The 22006-nt window shown below is 55.6% G+C and carries 19 protein-coding genes; 8 read left to right on the top strand and 11 right to left on the bottom strand.

What is annotated here, in order from left to right; genetic code table 11:
• Nucleotides 1-102: 102 nt before the first annotated feature.
• From M2407_RS17120 to M2407_RS17110, 3 genes are read right to left on the bottom strand one after another with little or no spacing between them, the layout of a single operon-like run.
• Nucleotides 103-1401, bottom strand: coding sequence for a cytochrome c (locus M2407_RS17120; RefSeq protein WP_128865254.1), 1299 nt, complete (start codon nt 1399-1401; stop codon nt 103-105).
• Nucleotides 1398-3680: a molybdopterin cofactor-binding domain-containing protein gene (locus M2407_RS17115; protein ID WP_128865253.1), complete on the bottom strand. Its 2283-nt coding sequence runs from the start codon at nt 3678-3680 to the stop codon at nt 1398-1400. The genes M2407_RS17120 and M2407_RS17115 overlap by 4 nt, the downstream gene beginning before the upstream one ends.
• Nucleotides 3677-4147, bottom strand: a complete 471-nt coding sequence (locus M2407_RS17110; RefSeq protein WP_128865252.1) for a (2Fe-2S)-binding protein — start codon at nt 4145-4147, stop codon at nt 3677-3679. Before M2407_RS17110 ends, M2407_RS17115 begins: the two co-directional genes overlap by 4 nt.
• A 724-nt stretch (nt 4148-4871) precedes the next feature.
• Here M2407_RS17110 and M2407_RS17105 point away from each other — a divergent pair.
• From M2407_RS17105 to M2407_RS17075, 7 genes are all read left to right on the top strand, one after another.
• Complete coding sequence (locus M2407_RS17105) at nt 4872-5822, top strand: 2-hydroxyacid dehydrogenase (protein ID WP_128865251.1); 951 nt, start codon at nt 4872-4874, stop codon at nt 5820-5822.
• A gap of 91 nt (nt 5823-5913) precedes the next feature.
• The gene (locus tag M2407_RS17100) at nt 5914-7221 is read left to right on the top strand and encodes an MFS transporter (RefSeq protein ID WP_128865250.1); all 1308 of its coding nucleotides are present in this window, start codon (nt 5914-5916) and stop codon (nt 7219-7221) included.
• Between the two features lie 89 nt (nt 7222-7310).
• Complete coding sequence (locus tag M2407_RS17095) at nt 7311-8045, top strand: MurR/RpiR family transcriptional regulator (RefSeq protein ID WP_020826964.1); 735 nt, start codon at nt 7311-7313, stop codon at nt 8043-8045.
• Nucleotides 8046-8181: 136 nt separating this feature from the next.
• Nucleotides 8182-9618: a 6-phospho-beta-glucosidase gene (locus M2407_RS17090; protein ID WP_259218688.1), complete on the top strand. Its 1437-nt coding sequence runs from the start codon at nt 8182-8184 to the stop codon at nt 9616-9618.
• Nucleotides 9619-9830: 212 nt separating this feature from the next.
• Nucleotides 9831-10559, top strand: coding sequence for a protocatechuate 3,4-dioxygenase subunit beta (gene pcaH / locus M2407_RS17085; RefSeq protein WP_128865248.1), 729 nt, complete (start codon nt 9831-9833; stop codon nt 10557-10559).
• Complete coding sequence (pcaG, locus tag M2407_RS17080) at nt 10559-11182, top strand: protocatechuate 3,4-dioxygenase subunit alpha (protein WP_142816406.1); 624 nt, start codon at nt 10559-10561, stop codon at nt 11180-11182. Before pcaH ends, pcaG begins: the two co-directional genes overlap by 1 nt.
• Nucleotides 11183-11277: 95 nt before the next feature.
• Nucleotides 11278-12213 (top strand): LysR substrate-binding domain-containing protein, encoded by a 936-nt coding sequence (locus M2407_RS17075; protein WP_122079415.1) that lies wholly within the window; start codon nt 11278-11280, stop codon nt 12211-12213.
• Here the strand turns inward: M2407_RS17075 and pcaC are convergent.
• From pcaC to M2407_RS17035, 8 genes are all read right to left on the bottom strand, one after another.
• On the bottom strand, nt 12210-12599 hold the full coding sequence (gene pcaC / locus M2407_RS17070) for a 4-carboxymuconolactone decarboxylase (RefSeq protein ID WP_122079416.1): 390 nt from the start codon (nt 12597-12599) through the stop codon (nt 12210-12212). The genes M2407_RS17075 and pcaC overlap by 4 nt on opposite strands.
• Nucleotides 12589-13956, bottom strand: coding sequence for a 3-carboxy-cis,cis-muconate cycloisomerase (locus tag M2407_RS17065; protein ID WP_259218687.1), 1368 nt, complete (start codon nt 13954-13956; stop codon nt 12589-12591). The genes pcaC and M2407_RS17065 overlap by 11 nt, the downstream gene beginning before the upstream one ends.
• A gap of 207 nt (nt 13957-14163) precedes the next feature.
• Nucleotides 14164-15090, bottom strand: a complete 927-nt coding sequence (locus M2407_RS17060; protein WP_259218686.1) for a substrate-binding domain-containing protein — start codon at nt 15088-15090, stop codon at nt 14164-14166.
• 161 nt (nt 15091-15251) lie between these two features.
• Nucleotides 15252-16373: a Gfo/Idh/MocA family protein gene (locus M2407_RS17055; RefSeq protein WP_236615031.1), complete on the bottom strand. Its 1122-nt coding sequence runs from the start codon at nt 16371-16373 to the stop codon at nt 15252-15254.
• Between the two features lie 5 nt (nt 16374-16378).
• Nucleotides 16379-17374 (bottom strand): inositol 2-dehydrogenase, encoded by a 996-nt coding sequence (gene iolG, locus M2407_RS17050; protein WP_259218685.1) that lies wholly within the window; start codon nt 17372-17374, stop codon nt 16379-16381.
• Between the two features lie 22 nt (nt 17375-17396).
• Nucleotides 17397-18377 carry a hydroxyacid dehydrogenase gene (locus tag M2407_RS17045; protein ID WP_130015776.1) on the bottom strand — a complete coding sequence of 327 codons (981 nt, stop codon included), beginning with the start codon at nt 18375-18377 and terminating at the stop codon, nt 17397-17399.
• A 1-nt stretch (nt 18378) separates the two neighbouring features.
• Complete coding sequence (locus tag M2407_RS17040) at nt 18379-19194, bottom strand: HpcH/HpaI aldolase/citrate lyase family protein (RefSeq protein ID WP_128865243.1); 816 nt, start codon at nt 19192-19194, stop codon at nt 18379-18381.
• 9 nt (nt 19195-19203) lie between these two features.
• Nucleotides 19204-20637, bottom strand: coding sequence for an NAD-dependent succinate-semialdehyde dehydrogenase (locus M2407_RS17035; protein ID WP_020826971.1), 1434 nt, complete (start codon nt 20635-20637; stop codon nt 19204-19206).
• A gap of 355 nt (nt 20638-20992) precedes the next feature.
• Here M2407_RS17035 and M2407_RS17030 point away from each other — a divergent pair, with 355 nt between their 5' ends.
• The gene (locus tag M2407_RS17030; protein WP_259218682.1) at nt 20993-21934 is read left to right on the top strand and encodes a MurR/RpiR family transcriptional regulator; all 942 of its coding nucleotides are present in this window, start codon (nt 20993-20995) and stop codon (nt 21932-21934) included.
• Nucleotides 21935-22006 lie beyond the last annotated feature (72 nt).

The following is a 22006-nucleotide window of genomic DNA, read 5'->3' as shown; positions in this document are numbered from 1 at the left end:
AATGACCGACTGAAGCAGAGCATTCGTTTCAGTTACTGGAATGAGCTGTGCGTTATTGACGATAACGGGGCCTTGGTGGCCCCGGTTCTCAAGCTAATGGATCTATTTTTCCGCCGTTTGATCGCGCAAGTGACTGACCTGCGCTTGCAGCTCGGGCCACGGCGCTTTCCCCGCATAGTTTTGCCGCAGATAGTTAAGCAATTCGGCGATCTGTCTGTCGTTCAGGTTATGGCGAAATGCCGGCATATAGCCCAGGTTGCTATTGGCCGGGCGTTGAATGCCGTCCAGCACCACCCGAATGGCATTGTCCGGCTTATCGGCATACAGGTTGGTGTTCAGCGCCAGTGAAGGTCGAACGCCGATCAGCTGAGCCCCCTTTTCCTGAGCATGGCATGCCATACAGGCACCGGAGAAAATACGTGCGCCTTCCGTGGTTAACGGCTCGGTCCGCGACTCGGCCCATTCATTCAAACGTTTGGCTTCCGTCACCTTAGACTCGCTCGGATGATAAGTGCGCAGATAAGTGGCTATGGCCTGCAAGTCTTGCTCCGGCAACCGCGAAAGCCCCTCTTCGATCACCGGTGCCATCGGCCCGGCTGCCACGCCGTGATTTGCCGAATACCCAGTGCGCATAAAGCTGAGCAAATCATCTTGTGTCCACTCCAGCGGTGCCAAAGAGCTGCCGGTTAGCGACGGAGCAGTCCAGTCTTCCGCCACGCCGCCGCTCAGGTGTTCAGCGCCGCCTTTCTCGCCAAACATCAGGTTGCGCGGCGAGTGGCAGGCGCTGCAGTGGCCAAGGCCTTCAGTCAGATAGGCCCCGCGATTCCATTCGGCGCTTTGTGTCGGATCGGCCTTCATGGCGCCAGGCTTGAGGAACAGCCAGTTCCAGGTGACGATGCCCTGGCGAATGTTAAACGGGAAACCCAATTCGGTGGCCGGCGGCTGATATTTCACGGCCGGTTGCGACATCAGGTAGGCGTACAAGGCCTGCAGATCTTCATCGCTGGTGCGGGTAAACGCCGTGTAGGGAAAGGCCGGGTAGAGATAGTGCCCTTCGCGATCAACCCCATGACGCATCGCTCGTTCAAAGGCGGCATACGACCATTTCCCAATGCCGGTGTCGTTATCCGGAGTGATATTGGTGCTGTAAATGGTACCGAACGGAATCTCCATCGCCAATCCGCCGGTATTGCGCTCGCCGCCGGGCCGGGTATGGCACACCGCGCAGTCGCCGAGATCGGCCAGCACTTTCCCTTGGGCGATCTGTTGCTGACTAAAAACGTGATGATCTTTTTCCTCCAGCGGCGCTATTTCTGATTGCCAGCTGGCTATCGCCCCAATTACCACGGTGGCAACGACCGTCAGACTGCCCCAGCCGGCGATTTTCTTTATGCTGCTCATAGTGACTTATCCCTTTCTGCGCTGCCGGAAGCCTGCTGTTTTAACGCCTTTACCACTCGCTCAGGGGTAAAAGGTACCTCTCGCAGACGCACGCCCAGCGCGTCGAACAACGCATTGGCGATTGCCGCTGCGCTCGGCACCGAGGCGGATTCTCCTGCCCCCATAGAGGGTTCATCCGGATAGTCCAGCAGTTGGATATCAACCTGCGGTAACTCGTCAAACCGCAGGATCGGGTAACCGCCCCAATCCAGCGACGTCACGGACGCAGAGTCAAAGGTGACGAACTCTTTCAGCACCCGGCTGGCGGACTGAATGATATTGCCGTGCACCTGGTGACGAACCCCTGCCGGGTTGATGATGCGGCCGCAGTCATGGGCAACGAAGATTTTATCCAGCTTGATCTGACCGCTGTGGCGATTAACGCTGAGATCGCACACCCAGGCCGCCCAGGCGGCACCAAACCCAGGGAATTTACTGTGGAAATAACGCGCATAGGCAAAGCCGCGTCCCGTCACCCATTCAGGATCGCCGGACACCGGGCTGCGGTAGGCCGGGCCATCCTGCCAATTGGCCTGCTTTTTCAACGCTTGAATCAGCGCCACGGCACGCGGATCTTTCAGATATTGCAGGCGGAACGCGATCGGATCCTGCCCGGCTCGCCACGCCAGTTCATCAATCCAGGATTCGTGGGCGAACACGTTGGGTAACGCCGAGACCCCACGCATCCACGAAGCCCGCACAATCGGCGCCGCGTCCTGGCACACCACCCGCATATTGGGATATTCATATTGGGGAATGGCGGTTCTGTCGCCCATCTGCTGCACGTCTGCCCGATTGGGCACTTTACCGGCCAGTACCAGTGACAACGTCACAGCATTGTTTGAAGGGTAGCTGGTTTTCAGTTCGTAAGCCGCCACCTGATTGTGCTCATCCAACCCGCCGCGGACTCGCATCAGTTGCCCGGTGCCCTTGGGCTCCCAACCCGCCTCTTGTTCACGCATCAACTGCACCCTGACTGGCTTGCCGGTGGCCTGAGATAACAGCGCAGCGTCAGCGGAGACGTCATCGGCACAGTTGCGACCGTAGCAGCCGGAGGCTTCCATGCGATTGATATGGACCTGCTCTGGCCGCCAATCGAGCAAATGAGCGATGTCCTTACGCAAATCGTGAGGATTTTGCGTGCCAGACCAGATTTCTGCGCGATCGCGACCGACGTCGGCCACCGCACAGGACGGGCCGATCGACGCGTGTTGATGGTAAGGCCAGACGTAATCAGCATTGACCTCGGTATGCAACGAGGCCAAAGCGGCATCGACCCCGGCATCATCACGCAGCACGCGATCGGTTTTGGGGTTTTCCACCAGGGCCTTATGCAATCCTGTAAGCGAAAGATCGGGTAAACCGGACCAGGGACGCCAGACGGTTTTCAGTTGCCGCATGGCGGCAATCGCCTGCTCTTCGCGTTCGGCGACGATACCGATAAAATCGTTAATCACCACCAGTTTTACGATGCCAGGCAAATGGGCAATGGAGTCATGGTCAACCGACAGCAGGCCGCTGCCCAACGGGGCGCTGCTGTCGGCGCCGATATAAGGCGGGCGCACCACTCTGCCATGCAGCATGCCCGGCAGGCGAAGGTCATGCACATAGGTCAGTTGGCCGGTCACCTTGGCCGGAATATCCACCCGCGGCACCGCCTTGCCCACGTAACGGCTCTCCGCCACGCTCTTCAGCCTGATGGTTTTATCCAGGGCCACCTGTAAATTTTGCCCGCGGGCCAGTTCACCATAGCTCAGACTGACGTTGGGTTTATCCCTCGCAAATACCCGGCCATTTTCAGCCTGCAGGCGTTCCAGCGGTAACGCAAAGGCCTTTGCGGCCAGCGCCAGCAGCAATTGCCGCACCTGTGCGGCTGCCTGGCGCAGCGGTATAGCGGTCACCTGAATCGTGGCGCTGGCGATGGTCGGCCCCTGATCCGGCGTGCGCTGGGTGTCACCCAAAATCACCGTAACGTGCTCGAAAGGTACGCTGATTTCATCGGCAACAATCTGTGCCAATGCGGTGCGAATACCGGTGCCGAGATCCACATGGCCGTTAAATGCGGTGACACGGCCATCGGCGGTCAGGCCGATAAAGCTGTCCACGCGATCGAGCGGCAGATCGCCGCCTACCACTGGCGTCGTTGCCAGGGCATTAAGCGACACAGGCAACAGGCTGCTGACCATTACCAGGCCACCGGCCTGCAACAGGCGGCGGCGCGTTATTTCCAGGCGGCTCATGCTTGCCCCCTTTCCGCCAACAGCTGACGGGCTTTGGCGGCAGCACGCAGGATCTCAATATGGGTGCCGCAGCGGCACAGGTTATAAGCCAGCTCATTTTTGATTTCTTGTTCATCTGCCTGCGGGTTTCGCTCAAACAGAGCAACCAGCGTCATGATCATACCGTTGGTGCAATAACCGCACTGCGCGGCCTGCTCATCGATAAAGCCTTGTTGAACCGGGTGCAGCCCCGCCTCGCTCAGGCCTTCCAGCGTGGTAACGGATTTGTTGAGGGCACCGCTCAGCGGCAGCGAGCAGGAACGGGCGGCAACGCCGTCGATCAGTACCGTGCAAGCACCGCACTCCCCGAGGCCACAGCCATATTTGGGGCCATTCAGGCCCAGATCGTTGCGTAACACGTAGAGTAGCGGCGTTTCGGGTGAAATGGCGCCCAGCGCGACCATCCGGCCGTTTATTTTTATTTCCATGGTGAATACATATCCTTAACCAAACGGATTTCTCCGTAATATCACTGCGGTGAATAATTCGCAGCATGCTAATTATAATCATTAAAAGACTTTCTAATGTTAAGGGTATGTAGTGCCAATTGCTTTAACGAAAAGTGGGTATTTATCATCAATTTCGAGTGGCATTAGAGCAGGACGTATTGATTGCGCACCCGTCGTTGACGGAGGGATCTACCGCGTAAGGTCTGCTGGCGACCAACGTGGAAACCCGTGCCACGCATGAAATTGAGAGGAAGTAAGTGGCTGATTATTTATCTATTAATTCGACTAACTAAGCCATATTCGGCATTTCACACCCGAAAATATTTTGCTTATCATCATGATCTGTCTCTGAGGTTTGCTTCAGGGCCTGTCTACCGGAATTTTTGTCCTTGTTTTGTTCGTCGTGAACGCTCGGCCGCACCCAGGTGCGGCTTTTCTTTTTGTTGCCTCCCCCGCTTGTTACGCACCCATGTTACCCATCCGTTAAATGACCAGGATCTGCGCGCTCAGCCTGATTTTCGCTCGCAATACGGCAGTTTTTGCTGCTCTTCCCCGGTGACAGCCACCCTTTTCCTTCCGTCGATCACATTACGGGTAACACAGTTTTTTAACACTCTTCAGCGTGATATCTGTCGCAAAACCGCCTCCCGAAAACCGCTTTTATAGCAATACGAAGTAACGCTATTTATTGACAGGTGAAACCATGACGACCTCTACATCCAATGAAGTGCTGTTGATTGCCCCAGTAATGGATAACCTGCTGGCCCGCCTTGAGGCAGCCTTTGTGGTACATCGGTTATATGAACAAGAGGATGCGGCCGCTTTTCTGGCCGAAAAAGGTGCGACCTTCCGTGCGGTCGTCACTCGGGGGGATATTGGGGTCGAGACGCCAGTGCTTGAACAATTACCCAACCTCGGGCTGATTGCGGTATTCGGCGTAGGCACTGACGCGATTGATCTGAATTACACCCGTAAACACGGCATTGCCGTCACCATCACCTCCGGCGCCTTGACGGAAGACGTGGCGGATATGGCTCTGGGATTGTTGCTGGCTACCGCTCGTCAGCTGTGCCACAACGATCGTTTTGTGCGTGAAGGTCGCTGGCTGAAAGAGGCGCCGGGCCTGTCGGTGCAGGTCAGCGGCAAACGGCTGGGCATTTTCGGCATGGGCAATATCGGCCGCGCCATCGCCCAACGCGCCGCCGGTTTCAATATGCGTATCCAATACGCCAGCCGCACGCAGGACAGTTCGCTGCCCTATCGCTATTTCCCAGATCTGCTGGCTTTAGCGCGGGAAAGCGACTTCTTTATCATTGCTATTTCCGGCGGTAAAGACAGCGCTGGCCTGGTGGACAAGGCGGTATTCGACGCCCTGCCTTCCCATGCCCTGGTGATTAACATTGCTCGCGGCAGCATCGTTAATGAACCCGACCTGATTACCGCCCTGCAAAGTGGCGCCATCGCCGGTGCCGGGCTCGACGTTTATGCCCACGAACCCGAGGTTCCTGCAGAACTGATCGCCATGGAAAACGTGGTGCTGCAACCGCATATCGCTAGCGCCACCCAGGAAACCCGGCAAAAGATGAGCGATATCGTGTTTACCAACGTTGAAGCTTTCTTCAACCGGGCGCCGCTGCCCCACGCCATCGAGTAACTGACGCGTTTTCTTTTCGATTTTATTACCGCCGAATCACAGAACCTCTTCATTGAGAGGTTCTCCCTGCGCCCTGTAAAGAGAGATCGCCATGGATAATAAAATACCCAACACCCGCTGGCTGCGGGTTATTGCCCCGATCCTGATCGCCTGCATCATTTCCTTTATGGACCGGGTTAATATCAGTTTTGCGCTGCCCGGCGGTATGGAGAGCGACCTAGGCATTACCAGCCAGATGGCCGGGCTGGCCAGTGGCATCTTTTTTATCGGTTATCTGTTTTTGCAGGTTCCCGGCGGACGCATCGCGGTCAACGGCAGCGGCAAGCGCTTTATTGCCTGGTCCCTGTGTGCCTGGGCGGTGGTGTCAGTTGCGACCGGCTTTGTCACTAACCACTATCAACTGCTGGTATTACGCTTCGTATTGGGCATCTCTGAAGGCGGTATGTTACCGGTAGTGTTAACCATGATCAGCAACTGGTTCCCGGAAAAAGAACTGGGCCGCGCCAACGCCTTTGTCATGATGTTCGCCCCATTGGGTGGCATGCTTACCGCCCCGATCTCTGGCGCCATCATTAACGCATTCGACTGGCGTTGGTTGTTTATCATCGAAGGCCTGTTGTCGCTGGTGGTATTGGCCGTGTGGTGGCTGCTGATCAGCGATCGCCCACAGGAAGCGCGCTGGCTGCCGGCCCGTGAGCGCGACTATCTGATAACCGAACTTACGCGCGAACGACAAGAACGCAGCAAACTGCAACCGGTCAGCAAAGCACCACTGAGAGATGTCTTCCGTAACAAGGGCTTGATGAAGCTGGTGCTGCTGAACTTTTTCTATCAAACCGGCGACTACGGCTACACCCTGTGGCTGCCCACCATTTTAAAAAACCTGACCGGCGGTAACATGGCCTCGGTCGGCTTCCTGGCAATCTTGCCATTCGTCGCGACGCTGTTGGGGATCTACCTGATTTCAGTGCTCACCGATAAAACCGGCAAACGCCGCCTGTGGGTGATGGTTTCATTGTTCTGCTTTGCTGCGGCGCTACTGGCTTCGGTGGTGCTGCGTCATAACGTGGTGGCGGCCTACATTGCGTTGGTAGTGTGCGGCTTCTTCCTCAAAGCCGCTACCAGCCCGTTCTGGTCCATGCCTGGGCGTATCGCCTCGGCGGAAGTGGCCGGGGGCGCTCGCGGCGTGATTAACGGCCTCGGCAACCTGGGCGGCTTCTGCGGGCCTTATCTGGTAGGGGTGATGATCTACCTCTATGGCCAGAACGTGGCGGTATGCGGTCTGGCAGTCTCACTGATCATCGCCGGAATCATCGCCTGGCGTTTGCCGAAGGAATGTGACCTGATCGGCAGTGAACCGACGCACGACAAACTGCTGGACAACGCCAAACGGGCCTGAATAACAACGAAAACCACGAGCGGGCTACGGCAAAATTTGCTATGTTAGCCCGCTGATTAAGGTCTGTTGTTACTCGCTGGATTAGGTCTATGTTTACCCATAAAGCAATCGCCGAACTCAATGCGCTGGAATTGTTGGTTTATAACTACATCACCAAAAACAAGAACCCGGTGATGTATATGACCATCCGCGAACTGGCCGAGGCCGCCGGGGTATCCACCACTACCGTACTGCGCTTTTGCAAGAAAATGGGCTGCGACGGCTACTCCGAATTTCGCATCCGCTTCAAGCTGTATCTTGAGCAGACCGAAGCACCGCCGATGGATTTTGGCACCAGCGAAATCATCAGCTTTTTTAAAAGCATTAATAACGACGAATTTAATCAACTGTTAGATCAGGCGGTGCAGCATATTGCCGCTGCTGAGCGCATTATTTTCGTCGGCGTCAGCACCTCCGGAGCATTGGGGAAATACGGCGCGCGTTTCTTTTCCAACGTTGGAAAATTCAGCACCCATATCGACGACCCTTATTATCCCATCAATAGCGACATGTATAAAAGCGCGGTTGCAATAATACTTTCGGTGTCTGGAGAGACCGAAGAAATTTTGCGCCTCGCCAGCCAGTTCAGCCTGCACCACTGCAAAATTATCAGCATCACCAACAACGAAACCTCCTCGCTGGCACGCATGGCGGACTTTAACCTCTCTTACCACGTTCCCCCGCAGTTGATCGCCGGGCAACACAATATCACCACCCAAATCCCGGTTATTTACATTATCGAAACCATCGGCAAGCGGCTGGGGCATATTAATTACGCAAAATAAAACAGCCTGTTTTTTTAATGTGACACGTCACCTGAGTGGTGATTTGTTATATCGTGACATTCAATTCCAGCTTGCTACTATATTCTCATTCCGGCAGTTCAGTGCTTTCTGATAATAATCCGATGAGAAACCTACGATGAAACAACAACAGTTACCGAAAGATTTTCTGTGGGGCGGCGCCGTGGCGGCGCACCAGGTTGAGGGCGGTTGGGATCAGGGCGGCAAAGGCCCAAGCATTGCCGACGTTCTGTCGGGCGGCTCTCACGGTGTGGATCGCGTTATGACCGACGGCGTGCAGGAAGGCTATCGTTACCCTAATCACCAAGCGGTGGACTTTTACGGCCGTTACAAGCAGGACGTGGCGTTATTCGCCGAAATGGGCTTTAAATGCTTCCGCACCTCTATCGCCTGGACGCGTATCTTCCCGAATGGCGATGAGCATGAGCCAAACGAAGCCGGTCTGCAGTTTTACGACGATTTGTTTGATGAACTGCTGAAATACAATATCCAGCCGGTGATCACCCTGTCTCATTTTGAAATGCCTTATCACCTGGTGAAGGAATATGGCGGCTGGAAGAACCGGAAGGTGGTCGATTTCTTCGTACGCTTCAGCGAAGTGGTGCTGCGCCGTTATCAGCACAAAGTGAAATACTGGATGACCTTTAACGAGATCAACAACCAGAGCAACTACCAGTATCCGCTGTTTGGCTACTGCTGCTCCGGCGTGGTGTATACCCAGGAAGAGAACCCGGAGCAGACGCTGTATCAGGTCTTGCACCATCAGTTTGTTGCCAGCGCCCTGGTAGTGAAACTCGGTCACCAGATTAACCCGGAATTCCAAATTGGCTGCATGCTGGCCTGCGTCCCCTTCTACCCGTACTCCTGCAAACCGGACGACGTCATGTACAGCGTCGAAGCCATGCACTCGCGCTACCTGTACACCGACGTACAGGTGCGAGGCTACTATCCGTCGTACCTGCTGCGTGACTGGGAGCGCAAAGGCTTCCAGATTGAGATGCAACCGCAGGACGAACAAACCCTGCGCGAAGGTTGCGCGGACTACATCGGTTTCAGCTACTACATGAGCAACGCCCTGCAGGCCGATGCGGTGAGCAGCGACAACGAAATGTTCAGTTTCCCCGGTAACGTCCCGAACCCGCATGTCAAAGCCTCCGACTGGGGCTGGCAAATTGACCCGGTCGGGCTGCGTTACTCGCTGAACGTTTTGTACGAGCGTTACCAGAAACCGCTGTTTATCGTTGAGAACGGCTTCGGCGCATTCGATACGGTTGAGGCTGACGGCCAGATCAACGATGACTATCGTATCGACTATCTGCGCGCGCACATCGAACAGATGAAAAAAGCGGTCATCGAAGACGGCGTGGACCTGATTGGTTACACCCCGTGGGGCTGCATCGACTGCGTGTCCTTCACCACCGGTGAATACGGCAAGCGTTACGGCTTTATCTACGTCGACAAACACGATGATGGCACCGGCACCCTCGAGCGCTCGCGCAAAAAGAGTTTCGACTGGTACCGCACCGTGATCGCCAGCAACGGCGAACAGCTTTAATCAGGGTGCATTTCGTCAGGGCGGTTTTACCGCCCTTTTTTACGCCGCATGCATAACCTTAGGTTAAGTAAAGAACCGCTAAATTTCACTTTATCGTAACACTCTGGCTTGCGAGACTCAGATCGGGGAATGAAATTCACGCCCCTTCGCGCTGACAAAACAATAAAACAGATCAGCCCTCTGCACCCTGCCTACGCCATGAGGATTTCCGCATGAGCCAGATTAACGAACTGTATCAACGTAACTACGAACTGCACCCGCCGGTGCTGGTGCCGGAATACAAAACCAGCGTGTTGCGCTCACCGAAAAACGCGCTGATATCGCTGCAAAATTCACTGTCGGAGATCACCGGTCCGGTGTTCGGCCAGCATGAACTCGGCCGACTGGATAACGACCTGATCCTCAATTACGCCAAACAAGGTTTGCCGATTGGAGAACGGATTATCGTGCACGGCTACGTGCGCGATGAAAACGGCCTGCCGATGCGCAATGCGCTGGTCGAAGTGTGGCAAGCCAACGCCGGTGGGCGTTATCGCCATAAGAAAGACCAGTATCTGGCACCGATCGATCCCAATTTCGGTGGCTGCGGACGGGTGTTGACCGACGATAACGGCTATTACTTTTTCCGCACCATCAAACCCGGCCCCTATCCCTGGCGCAACCGGGTCAACGACTGGCGCCCGGCCCATATTCACTTCTCGCTGTCCGGGGACGCCTTCGCCCAACGCTTAATTACCCAGATGTACTTCGAAGGCGATCCGCTGATTGCCAGTTGCCCGATCGTCCGCGCCATCAAAAATGACGATGCGGTGCGCACCCTGATCGCCGGATTGGACAAAACCGCCTCGGTGCAACTGGACAGCCTGGCCTACCGTTTCGATCTGGTGTTGCGCGGCTACCGCGCCACCTTGTTTGAAAACCGCCTGCAGGGGAAAGCATGATGCCACTACCGTATCTGCCGGAAACGCCGTCACAAACCGCCGGGCCTTATGTGCATATCGGCCTTGCGCCGCTGGCGGCCGGCTTCGAGATTTTCGAAAACAACTTCGGCCACGTGTTGACCCAGCCGGAGACCCAGGGACAACGCATCACTCTGGAGGGCCGGGTGTTCGACGGCAGCGGGACGCCGATCCGCGACGTGCTGCTGGAGATTTGGCAGGCCAACGCCCATGGCCGTTACAACCACCCAAGCGATCTGCAACAGCACAAACCGCTCGATGCCGCGTTCCGTGGCTGGGGGCGCAGCTGTTCCGACTTCGACACCGGGCTCTATCGGTTTGAAACCGTCAAACCGGGCGCCGTTTGTGGCCGTGACGGGCGAATGATGGCACCGCACATCAACCTGTGGATCGTCGCACGCGGTATTAATCTTGGATTACATACCCGGCTGTATTTTGCCGATGAGGCTGCGGCCAACCAGCAGGATCCGGTGTTGAATCTGATTGAGCTGGAGGTGCGGCGTAAAACGCTGATTGCGCAGCCTGAGCGTCGGGGCGAAGAGTGGGTTTACCGGTTTGATATTGTGATCCAGGGCGAAGGTGAAACGGTGTTTTTCGATCTCTGATGCTCCGGGAGTGCGGCCGCAGGAATTTGCACGCCAGTACAAATATGCGGCCGCCGTCACTTGTTACCTCTGAGGAAAACTTCCTACACTGAGGTATGAAAAAATCCAATTTATTTATTCAGCGCATGCGCTTACGCCACATCAACGGTTTTGTCGCCGTCGCGCAAGAGCGTTCGCTAAGCCGGGCCGCCGAAAAACTGAATCTGAGCCAACCGGCGCTATCAAAAACGCTCACCGAACTGGAAGCCCTGACCGGTAACCGGTTGCTGGTGCGCCATCGACAGGGCACGCTGCTGACCGAACAGGGCGAGCAATTTCTTGGTTATGCCACACGGGTGTTGGAAGCCTTGACCGCCGCCGGGCATGCGCTCGATCGGCTCGAGGACGCACCGGCCAAAATGTTACGCATCGGTACCCTACCCACCACCGCGCTGGGCATGCTGCCACAGGCCATCGGGCAGTACCAACAGGCGCATCCTTATTCACGAATCCAGGTGGTCACCGGCACCAACACCGGGTTGCTGGCTCAGCTTAAGGCCGGTGAGATTGACGTAGCGATAGGCCGAATGGCGGATCCGGAAATGATGAGCGGGCTGGCTTTCGAACTGTTACTGCTGGAATCGTTGCTGATGGTGACCCGACCTGGCCATCCGCTGCTAAGCGAAACCGTCACCCTTGAGCGGGCGCTGAGTTATTCCGCCATCGTCTCGCCAAAAGGCACGGTGCCGCGCCACAATACCGAGAATTTGCTGTCGACGCAGGGATTCAGCCTGCCCGCCCAATATATTGAAACGCTTTCCGCCTCGCTGGCGCGTCAAATGACGCTGCAATTTGACTATGTGTGGTTTGTGCCGTCCAGCGCGGTGAAAACCGATATCGCCACCGGCCAGTTGGTGCCCTTGCCGCTGCCCACCCAGGGCATGGAGGAAGCGGTGGGCATTCTGACTCGCAACGACGGCCAACCAAGCGAGGCGGTACTGGCGTTCATCGCGACGGTGCGCCATATTGCCGGCGCAGTGAGATCGGCTTAGTCAGTCTGCGTATCCTGCTCGGCAAACACCTCCGCCGCCAGATGAAACGCCGAGTTCGCCGCCGGCAAACCGCAGTACAGCGCGCTCTGCATCAGCACTTCCTTAATTTCCTCGCGAGTTACGCCGTTGTTCACCGCCGCTTTCAGGTGCATGCGCAGTTCAGCCTCGCGATTAAGGGCGATCAGCATGGCAATGGTGATCAGGCTGCGGGTATGACGCGCCAGCCCGGGGCGGGTCCAGATCTCGCCCCAGGCATAGCGGCTGATAAAGTCCTGAAACTCTTCATTCAACGGGGTGAGTTGACTGAGAGTTCGATCCACATGTGCGTCCCCCAAGACCGCCCTGCGTACCTCAATACCCTGCTGATAACGTTGTTCATCCTTCATGACTATGGACTCCTGAAGTTAATTCCGTGGCCTGTTGCAGCACCCGCTGGGTAAAGATCCGCGCACTGCCGAGATATTGCTGCGGATCCAGCAATTCATGAAGCCGTTGCGCCGTTAAATTCGCCATGACGACCGGATCGTCCAACAACACCTCCAGCAACGTGAGCCCCTGCGCCAGCGCCTGATGGCACTGTTTTTCAATGTGATGATGCGCTTGCTGACGGCCAATAGTCTCACCCAGGGCCATCGTCACCGCTTCCGCCATGATCAACCCGTCGGTTAACTTCAGGTTATGTTGCATCTGTTGGGGGAATACCTGCAGCCCGACAATCAAATCAGCTGCGGTGTGCAAGGCACCTGCCGCCAACATCACCAGCTGCGGCAGGCTTTCCCACTCTGCATGCCAGCCACCCAGACCGCGTTCATGCTCCTGTACCATGGCGGCATAAAGCCCTCCCACCAGCGCCGGAACCCGATTGGCCGCCGCAAGGATCACCGCGCAAGCAACCGGATTACGCTTGTGCGGCATGGTAGAAGAACCACCGCGCCCCGCGGCCGTCGGTTCGGCCACTTCCGCCACTTCGGTTTGGGTCAGCAAAGAGATATCCCGCGCCAACTTGCCCAGCGTACCGGTTAATCCGGCGTACCAGCCGGCAATTTCCAGCAGGCGATCGCGCTGACTGTGCCATGGCGTAGGGGCGGCGGTCAGTTGCAGGCCGTCGGCCAGCGCAGTCACCAATTCTGCCCCCTGCTCACCCAACGAAGCCAGCGTGCCGGCGGCACCGCCCAACTGTAGCGTCAACACACGCGGTCGCATTTCTTGCAACCGCTGCCGAAAGCGCAACAGCGCATCCAGCGTCCCCGCCAGCTTTAAGCCCAGCGTGGTCGGCAAGGCATGCTGCATCCAGGTGCGTCCAACCAGCACGCAATCCTGATGACGGGTGATTTGCTGCACCAGCGCCGCCATCAGTCGATCCAGGTCGATAAGCGTTAATGCCAGTGCGTTTCGCAGTTGCAGCATCAATCCGGTGTCGAGAGCATCCTGACTGGTGGCGCCCCAATGCACGAAGCGAGCGGCATCAGCATCCTGCTGCGCCACCCGTGTCGTCAGTTGTTTAACCAGAGGGATCGCCAGATTACCGGCCTGCGCGGCTGCCTGCGCCAAGTCGGTCTCATCGAATAAGGCACTGTGGCAGGCTTCAGCGATCCGCTGGGCCGCCTCCTGGGGAATAATGCCAAGGCGGGCCTGAGCCGCAGCCAACGCCGCTTCGAAGTCCAGCATTCCCTGCAGCGTGGCGGCATCGCTAAAACAAGCCGTCACCGCTGATGACCGCAGCAACGGCGTCAGTAACTCCATAGATCCTCCGGGCAAAAGCAATTTTCCCGATGATGGCGCGACGCCGCCGGCAGCGTCAACAACGATAAACGCTACCTTGGGCGATTATCGAAACATTGGCGATCTTTTTCTCAGTAATGCCAGCTGGTCGAGGATCCTGGCTGGGGGGATATGGGAAAAAATGCGCTGGCGAATTCCGCGAACGCATTCTGTACTGCCATCGGTGGATTAAGGGGTCATAAACTTCTCATAGTTCTGGGGAGTAACCAGTTGGAAAGGAATAAAGTTCACATCCTTGATAGCTTCCCCCTTTGCCGCTTGCTCCGCCATATCGACCGCGCCGTAGGCCTGCGATTTGGCATCCTGGAACACCGTGACCGTCAGCATGCCCTTTTTTATCGCCTGCAGGCCATTTGGTCCGCCATCGGTTCCACCAATCAGAATATCTTTACCGACGCTCTTGCCATTACTTTTAATCGCCATAGCTGCGCCAATCGCCATTTCATCAGCATTAGAGGAAAGAATATCGATTTTGTCGCCTGACAATATCCAGTTGTTCATCAGATTCATGCCATCTTCACGCATCCATTTGGCCGTGTCCTCCAGAATGACGTGCATGTTGGGATTCTTGGCAATAATCTCTTTCGCCCCTTGGGTTCTAAAACGAGTGGCATCATTACTCAATAACCCTTTCATAATGGCGACATTGACGCTTTTACGATCCTTGACCAGCTCAGCCAGGTATTGCATCTGTAACCTGCCGGCTTCAATCTCGTCGCTGCCGATATAGCTGATGCCATTGCCCATGGTGGAATCCGAGGGCATACGGTTAAGATAAATCAGCGGTATTTTGGCCTTTCTGGCGGCCTCGGTGATATTTTTGGTGCCCTGGGTATCGACCGGATTAACAATAATCACGTCCACTTTCCCATTGATGAAACTCTGCACCTGACTCAGTTGCTTATCTACCGCCCCCTGGGCATCTTCAAACTGCAATTTTAGATCCGGGTATGTTTTTGCTCTTTCGATAATGTAGCCACGTAACCTCGAGAGAAAAACATCATCCATTTGGGCAATGCTGACGCCAACCTGCACAGCAAATACCGAAGGGCTGAGCGAGAGCAATGAAAGACAGAGTAAGATAATTTTCTTCATAATCGTTTTCCCATTAATGGTGAATAGCGTGTAATTTCAGTACGAAGGGTTAATTATTTACTGCTATGACATTGCGTTGGCCTGTACGGCATAGCTAACGCAGGTGACGCCGCCCGTACGTCAGAACATCCCAAAAGGAACCTGCCATACGAACGGACTCGTCAAAGTGCGATCCAGTTTCGTTCCGCGGATGAGCGTACCGCAGCGTCCACCAGACGCTGTATTTCAACCGCCTCTTTAAAATCTGGCCCTTGTGAGTCTCCCTGCTGAATTGACTGAATGAACTCAAGCATTTCAATGGTTTTTAGATCGTTGAACCCCAGTTGGTGCCCCGGAGCCGGACAAAAAAGCCCGTAAGGCGCGTGCTCCGGCCCGGCAACCAGCGTTTTAAAGCCGTTCAGGCCGCTAGGGCCGTCATAACGGAAATACTGGATTTCGTTAAAACGTTCCTGATTGAAGCTCAGGGCCCCCTGGGTACCGGTGACTTCAAACCCCAGCTGCATTTTATGGCCCGTGGCGACCCAGTTGGCTTCTATATGACCGCGGCAGCCACGAGCAAATATCAGGGTCAGACGCGCAATGTCGTCAACCTCTACCGGTTTCAGCACCCTCGAACCCGCGCTTTCCGGCCGAGCTTTAATCACCGTATCGAGATCGGCGAACACTTCGCTTACCGGGCCGAGCAAAAATCTGGCCATACCCAGAATATGGCTGCCCAAATCCGCCACCGCGCCGGCCCCTCCGGCCGGATCTAACCGCCACGACCAGGGGATTGCAGGATCCGCCATGAAATCCTCCGCGTGGATCCCCCTAAAGCCGGTAATCTCGCCTAAATCGCCGTTGGCTATCATCTGGCGAGCCAACTTCAGCAACGGGTTTTTAATGTAATTGAACCCCACCTGGGTGAAGACACCGGCTTTCTCTGCCGCAAGGCGCATTCGCTCAGCGGTCTCGCTGTCCGGTGCCAAGGGCTTTTCACAGTGCACATGTTTCCCCGCCGCGATGGCGGCAAGGGCCTGTTCGGCGTGAAACCTGTTTGGTGAGGTTATCGAAATAACATCAATATCCGGATCGTCGATCAGATCTTGCCAGCGTTGGGTCCAGCGCATAAAACCAAACTGCTGCGCGGCGCTTTCAGCCGCAGCGGCGTCAATATCCGCCACGCTGATTAATACCGGCTGAATATCACCGGAAAGCGTGGCAGCGGCACGCCAGGCTCTGGCGTGCGATTTCCCCATAAAGCCGGTGCCAATAAGTCCAATACCGATTTTTTGCATCGCCATTCTCCTCAATCCAGCGCCACAGCCGCATGAGAGTCTGCGGAAAGCTGAGCGGCATCCGCCAACCTCAGGGCCATGCAACCGTCATGCACCGTGATCGGCATAGGTGTGCCCTGCTTAATTGCCGAGATAAAAGCGTCTATTTCCAGCCGGTAGGCATCGCAATAGCGCTCCATGAAGAAGTTAAGCAATGGCCCACGCGCTTCGGTTTCTTGCCTGCTATAACGTCTAACCGGAGTCGCCCGCAGGTTGTCATTCAACAACATCCCCCCGGAACCGAACACCTCCATACGTTGGTCATAGCCATAGATTGCCTGGCGACTGCAGTTGATCTGACACTGTTTGCCTGAGGCGGTGCGCAATTGCACCATTACAGTGTCATAATCGCCCAACGCCTCCAGTTCGGGGGCGAACAGACGGCTGCCGGTTGCAAACACCTCCACCGGCTCTTCGCCCAGGATCCAGCGGGCAAGGTCAAAATCGTGGATCACCATGTCGCGGAAAATTCCTCCCGAGTTTTTCAAATAGCCCATGGGCGCCAATCCAGGATCTCGACTGGTAATGATCACCTGATGAAGGTCGCCAATATCGCCACTGCGGATACGTTGGTTAATCTCACTAAACCCCAGATCAAACCGGCGATTGAAGCCCAGCATGACCTGACTGGCATGCTCGCCCAGTGCCCTTTGCGCCGCATACGCCTTGTTGATATCCAAATCCACCGGCTTTTCGCACAGCACCGCCTTGCCGGCTTTAGCCGCGGCCAGCATCAGATCAATATGGGTATGCGTGGGTGTGCCTATGATGACGGCATCAATATCAGGGTTTTGAATGGCTTCAAGCGGGTCCGCTAACGCAACGCCCCCCCAGCCCGCGGTCAACGCTTGGGCATTTTCGATAACAGGGTCTGCAACAGCGGCAAGAAATGCATCGTTATGACGAGCCACATTCGCCGCATGTACCTGACCGATACGCCCGGCGCCGAGAATCGCAATTCTGATCATGACAGTCTCCATAAGAAGTCAGTTATTGGTGCCCATGAAGCTTCAGGGCCTGCTGATTAACCACCAGTCCGCTCTCGAGCTGACCATTGAAAAAATCGAGGATATTGGAGGCGGCCGACACTGACATTCGCATCGCCGCCTCTGCAGTGAGCCCGGCAGAGTGTGGCGTGAGGATCAGCCGTTCAGTTTGCGCTAACAGTGTCGAACCCAGGTTTGCCGGCTCCTGTTTCAGCACGTCTAAACCGGCGCCGCCGAGATGTCCGCTTTGCAAGGCTTCCGCGAGCGCCTCTTCATCGACAATTCCCCCTCGTGCGGTGTTGATCAACAGTGCGCCTGGTTTCATCATCGCCAACTGCTGTCGGCCAATCAGCGGTTTCTCGTCACTGAGTGGAAGGTGAACAGTGACCGCATCGGCGGTCTTCAGCCCTGTGCTGATGTCACCCATTCGTTCAACGCCGAGCTGGGTAAACACCTCGTCTGGAAGATAGGGATCGTAGGCAGTAACCCGCATGCGGAAACTTTTAGCCAACCGGGCCACCTCCCTGCCAATACGGCCGAAACCCAGGATGAACAGCGTCCTTCCGGCCATTTCCATCGCGGAAAACCCGTTGCGTCTGTTCCATTCACCTTCACGAATACTGCGGTCGAAGTAACAGAGACGTTTAGCCAAAGCCAACAGCAAGGAGAAGGTATGTTCAGCTACCGACAGTGAATTGACATCGCCGATAATGGTCAGTGGGATCTGTCGTTCGGTCAAAGCCGCCACGTCCACCGAGTCATAGCCCACGCCATGGCGCGAAACGATCCTGAGTCGCCGAGCCGTCTGGATTTCTTTCGCGCTCAAGGGTTGGGTGCGAATCAACAATGCATCGGCCTCGGCAAGATAAGGCGCGTAACTTTCCACGCTCACTTCCGCCACCAGCTGTACCGTAAAGCCAGGTGCGTTGCGTAAGATGGCCAAACCGGCATCGTGGATTTTTCCGGCCACCAGTACATGCGGCATTTCAGTACCCTCCCCGAACGGCGTGCTCTGCGTCTTTGACTTCGCCATTCAACTGACGAAACTGCGCCACGCTGGCTGAAGCCGCGGACCGCAGTAGTTGTACGTCGTTGGATACCGTCACCAGGTCAAAGCCCCATTCAGCGGCTTGCGCGGCATAGGCGGCAGTGCCGTTATGCAACCCTGCCTTCTTGCCTGCACGATGCGCCGTGGCCAGGATATGCTTTATGGCTTCGATGATTTCGGGCTCGTCTCGGTCAAACCCGGTACGGTATTTTCGACCGGTCAAGCCAAGCGTCAGATCCGCCGGGCCGATGTAAACGCCGTCCAGACCTGGCGTAGCCACAATGGATTCGATATTTTCAACGGCCTCGGCCGTCTCGATCATAGCCAGACAGACCACCTGCTCATCGGCAAATTGACCATAGTCCGATCCGGCAGAAATCACCGCACGGGTGGGGCCGAAACTCCGGCTGCCAGTGGGGGGATAACGCACGCAGGAAACCAGGGTGCGGGCCTGCTCGGCAGTGTTTACCATCGGGCAGATAATGCCCCAGGCTCCGGCATCCAGCGCTTTCATGATCATGCCCGGTTCGAGCCAGGGCACCCTGACCAGCGGGGCTATACCGCTGGCGCGCATCGCCTGCAGCATATGGGTTGCCTGCTCGTAACCGACAAACCCATGCTGGAGGTCTATCGTGAGCGCATCGTACCCCTGCTCAGCCATAATCTCGGCGGTAAAGGCGCTGGCAACGCTCAGCCAGCCGTTCAACACCGTTTGCCCCTCATCCCAACGCTTTTTGACGTTATTGCGTTTCATTGCGGCTCCTTAAACCACGATCTGTGCAAGTTTGGTGTTCATGTAGTCGTGGATACCTTCTGAACCCCCTTCACGTCCCATACCGCTGGCCTTGATCCCCCCGAACGGCACTTCAGCCGCTGCCAGCGCATAGCTGTTGATCCCCACCATGCCGGACTCGAAGCGAGAAACGGCTTCGCGGATCCGAGCAGGATCTCGCGTAAAGGCATAGGCCGAGAGAGCAAAATTGGAATTGTTAACCCTGTCCCATAAGGCTTCGCTGTCGCTAAAAGAAGTGATTGCCGCAATGGGGCCGAAATTCTCCTCAGCCATTGCGAGCGCATCGTCGGGTAAATCGGCAATCACCGTGGGCGCATAAAAATAGCCCCCGCCAAGTTCAAGACGATGCCCGCCAGTCACCACTCTTCCGCCTTTGGCGCGCGCGTCGGTAACGATGTCTTCGATCGCGTGAAGCCGTTTCATGTTGATAAGCGGCCCCATGGTGGTGCCTTCATCGAGCCCATAACCCACATTCAGCTGGCTGGCTCGCCGAGCAAAGCCTTCCACAAAGGCCTGATAGCAGTGTTCATGAACATAAAAACGATCGCCGGTTACACACACCTGACCACTGTTGGCAAATTTCGTGGCAACTGAGAGATCTAGCGCTTTATCGATATCGGCGTCGTTAAAAATGACTACTGGCGCATTGCCGCCCAACTCCATGCTGAGCCGCTTGATGGTTGATGCAGAATCGCGGATCATCTGCCGACCGATTTGCGTAGAGCCAGTCAGGGAAACCTTCCTGACCGTTGGCGATGACATTAAAGGCCCATAGGTGGTTGCGGTCGGCCCCACCACCAGGTTGGCGACGCCGGCCGGCAGCCCAGCCTGACGCAAACATTCGAAGATCAGCATCGCGGAACCCGGTACTTCACTCGAAGGACGCAACACCACCGTACAGCCTGCGGCAAGTGCGGGGGCCAGTTTGCGAGCCACCAATACCACCGGGAAATTCCAGGCGGTGAACGCCGCCACCACGCCGATCGGCTCATGCAGGACTTCGCAGCGGCCTGCGGGAACGCGACTTTCGACAATTCGCCCATAGATGCGCCGCGCCTCTTCCGCATGCCAAATAAACTGATCGACAGACAGCTCCCATTCACGTTTTGCCTGCGCCAAGGGTTTGCCACTTTCTTTCGAAACCATCACTGCAGCTTCTTGCGTTATCGCCACCATGGCACGCGCTACCGCCTGAAGCAGATCCGCGCGTTGCCAGGCCGGTGTGTTTTTCCAGCCGGGAAATGCTCGATCGGCACAGTCCAACGCAACCAGCGTATCCACCGCAGACGCCGCCTTAATCTGACCCAACTCGCAGCCCTTGCCCGGGTCGATCACCGTTATCCTTTCGGTGCCACGGCCGGTACACCACTCACCGTTGATAAACTGTCCAAAATTGTCATACATGATGGGTTGTCCCTCAGCATTTTGCTTCGGCAGAGTGCCGCTAAAGCATCAATATTTGCAATACTTGACACACAGCAATAAAAGTTGCAACAACATCACCTTGGGCAAAAAATCATTATTAAAATCGATTTAAACTCAAATATATCAAGACATTAAAAATTATTTTGGTTTGAAAATTTCAATGCACACCCGTAATTGAAATAAATATTTTAGAGATGAATCACAAATCTCACGAAGAATTTTTCCCAGCCCAAGGCAAATGAGATAGAAATAATTGCATGTGAGTTTTACTTGCAATTTTTATTGCTGTAGCGTGCTGGAAAATGACTGGCTAATGCCTGGAAAGGAAATTCTGATGGTGAAAAAAACAGACCGAACTCTGGCCGCGCTGAAACCGCTACCTCATGACAATTACGAGCAGGTCGTCAACGAAATCACCCGACGCTATCCGCAGTTGTCGGAGCGCTATCAGCAGGCGGCACGCTACATAACCCAGAACCCCAATACGGTTGCTCTGGAGTCGATTAACGCCGTGGCGGCCAAATGCGGATTACATCCATCGGTGTTGGTGCGTTTTGCCCAGGCTTTTGGTTATAGCGGTTTTAAACAGATGCAGAGCGTTTTCCAGACGCGGTTGGCTACGGCAGCGCCCGGTTACAACGAGCGGATCACCGCACTGGAAAATGATCTGCGAAAAAATGATGAAAAAGGCAGCTTGGGTTTCCTGCAAAGTCTGGTCATTCGTGATATCGCAACGCTGCAGGAGTTATTGAATAACATCACCGAACAGGATCTCGATGAGACCGCCCATCTGCTGAAGGAGGCTGAAACTGTCTATATTGCCGGCCAGCTGCGCTCCGAACCTGTCGCGTCGCTGATGCGGTACCTTTTAACCATGCTCAATCGTCGCGTGATACTGCTGGATGCTGCCGGGGGACTGGCACCGCAAATGGCCAACAATATGCTGGAAAATGATGTGCTTATTGCCATAGCATTTCGCCATTACGCGAAAGAAGTGATCGCCATTGCGGATGATGCCGGTGCGCGTGGCATCCCTATTGTGGCCATTACTGACAGTCAGCTTTCACCACTGGCGAAAAGTGCAAAAGTGCTGTTTACCATACCGGAAGAAGAATACAGTTTTTCGCGATCTCTGGCGGCGCCGGTGTGTCTGGCGCAGAGCATTGCGATGGCATTGGCTGCGGCATTACAGCCGGAAAAAGCCCAGCCCTGCATTGAAACCATTACCGAGCGTGAAAAGCGCACTGAGGGGAACCGCAAGCGTCATCGCAGTTGAGTCACGTTTAAAACAGACTTCTGCCCTGTCGGGATGGGAGTCTTGTCGTTTGAATTTGCAATTTTTATTGCC

Origin of the sequence: Serratia sp. BIGb0234, assembly GCF_024809915.1 — a bacterium.
In the GTDB taxonomy this organism is placed as follows: Bacteria; Pseudomonadota; Gammaproteobacteria; order Enterobacterales; family Enterobacteriaceae; genus Serratia; species Serratia liquefaciens.
The sequence above is the reverse complement of the archived record's forward strand: the minus strand, read 5'-3'. Positions and strand labels throughout refer to the sequence as shown.

Coding starts and splice junctions, on each gene's coding strand:
- M2407_RS17120 (WP_128865254.1), bottom strand. CDS start 1,401: ATGAGCAGCATAAAGAAAATCGCCGGCTGGGGCAGTCTGACGGTCGTT.
- M2407_RS17115 (WP_128865253.1), bottom strand. CDS start 3,680: ATGAGCCGCCTGGAAATAACGCGCCGCCGCCTGTTGCAGGCCGGTGGC.
- M2407_RS17110 (WP_128865252.1), bottom strand. CDS start 4,147: ATGGAAATAAAAATAAACGGCCGGATGGTCGCGCTGGGCGCCATTTCA.
- M2407_RS17105 (WP_128865251.1), top strand. CDS start 4,872: ATGACGACCTCTACATCCAATGAAGTGCTGTTGATTGCCCCAGTAATG.
- M2407_RS17100 (WP_128865250.1), top strand. CDS start 5,914: ATGGATAATAAAATACCCAACACCCGCTGGCTGCGGGTTATTGCCCCG.
- M2407_RS17095 (WP_020826964.1), top strand. CDS start 7,311: ATGTTTACCCATAAAGCAATCGCCGAACTCAATGCGCTGGAATTGTTG.
- M2407_RS17090 (WP_259218688.1), top strand. CDS start 8,182: ATGAAACAACAACAGTTACCGAAAGATTTTCTGTGGGGCGGCGCCGTG.
- pcaH (WP_128865248.1), top strand. CDS start 9,831: ATGAGCCAGATTAACGAACTGTATCAACGTAACTACGAACTGCACCCG.
- pcaG (WP_142816406.1), top strand. CDS start 10,559: ATGCCACTACCGTATCTGCCGGAAACGCCGTCACAAACCGCCGGGCCT.
- M2407_RS17075 (WP_122079415.1), top strand. CDS start 11,278: ATGAAAAAATCCAATTTATTTATTCAGCGCATGCGCTTACGCCACATC.
- pcaC (WP_122079416.1), bottom strand. CDS start 12,599: ATGAAGGATGAACAACGTTATCAGCAGGGTATTGAGGTACGCAGGGCG.
- M2407_RS17065 (WP_259218687.1), bottom strand. CDS start 13,956: ATGGAGTTACTGACGCCGTTGCTGCGGTCATCAGCGGTGACGGCTTGT.
- M2407_RS17060 (WP_259218686.1), bottom strand. CDS start 15,090: ATGAAGAAAATTATCTTACTCTGTCTTTCATTGCTCTCGCTCAGCCCT.
- M2407_RS17055 (WP_236615031.1), bottom strand. CDS start 16,373: ATGGCGATGCAAAAAATCGGTATTGGACTTATTGGCACCGGCTTTATG.
- iolG (WP_259218685.1), bottom strand. CDS start 17,374: ATGATCAGAATTGCGATTCTCGGCGCCGGGCGTATCGGTCAGGTACAT.
- M2407_RS17045 (WP_130015776.1), bottom strand. CDS start 18,377: ATGCCGCATGTACTGGTGGCCGGAAAAATCCACGATGCCGGTTTGGCC.
- M2407_RS17040 (WP_128865243.1), bottom strand. CDS start 19,194: ATGAAACGCAATAACGTCAAAAAGCGTTGGGATGAGGGGCAAACGGTG.
- M2407_RS17035 (WP_020826971.1), bottom strand. CDS start 20,637: ATGTATGACAATTTTGGACAGTTTATCAACGGTGAGTGGTGTACCGGC.
- M2407_RS17030 (WP_259218682.1), top strand. CDS start 20,993: ATGGTGAAAAAAACAGACCGAACTCTGGCCGCGCTGAAACCGCTACCT.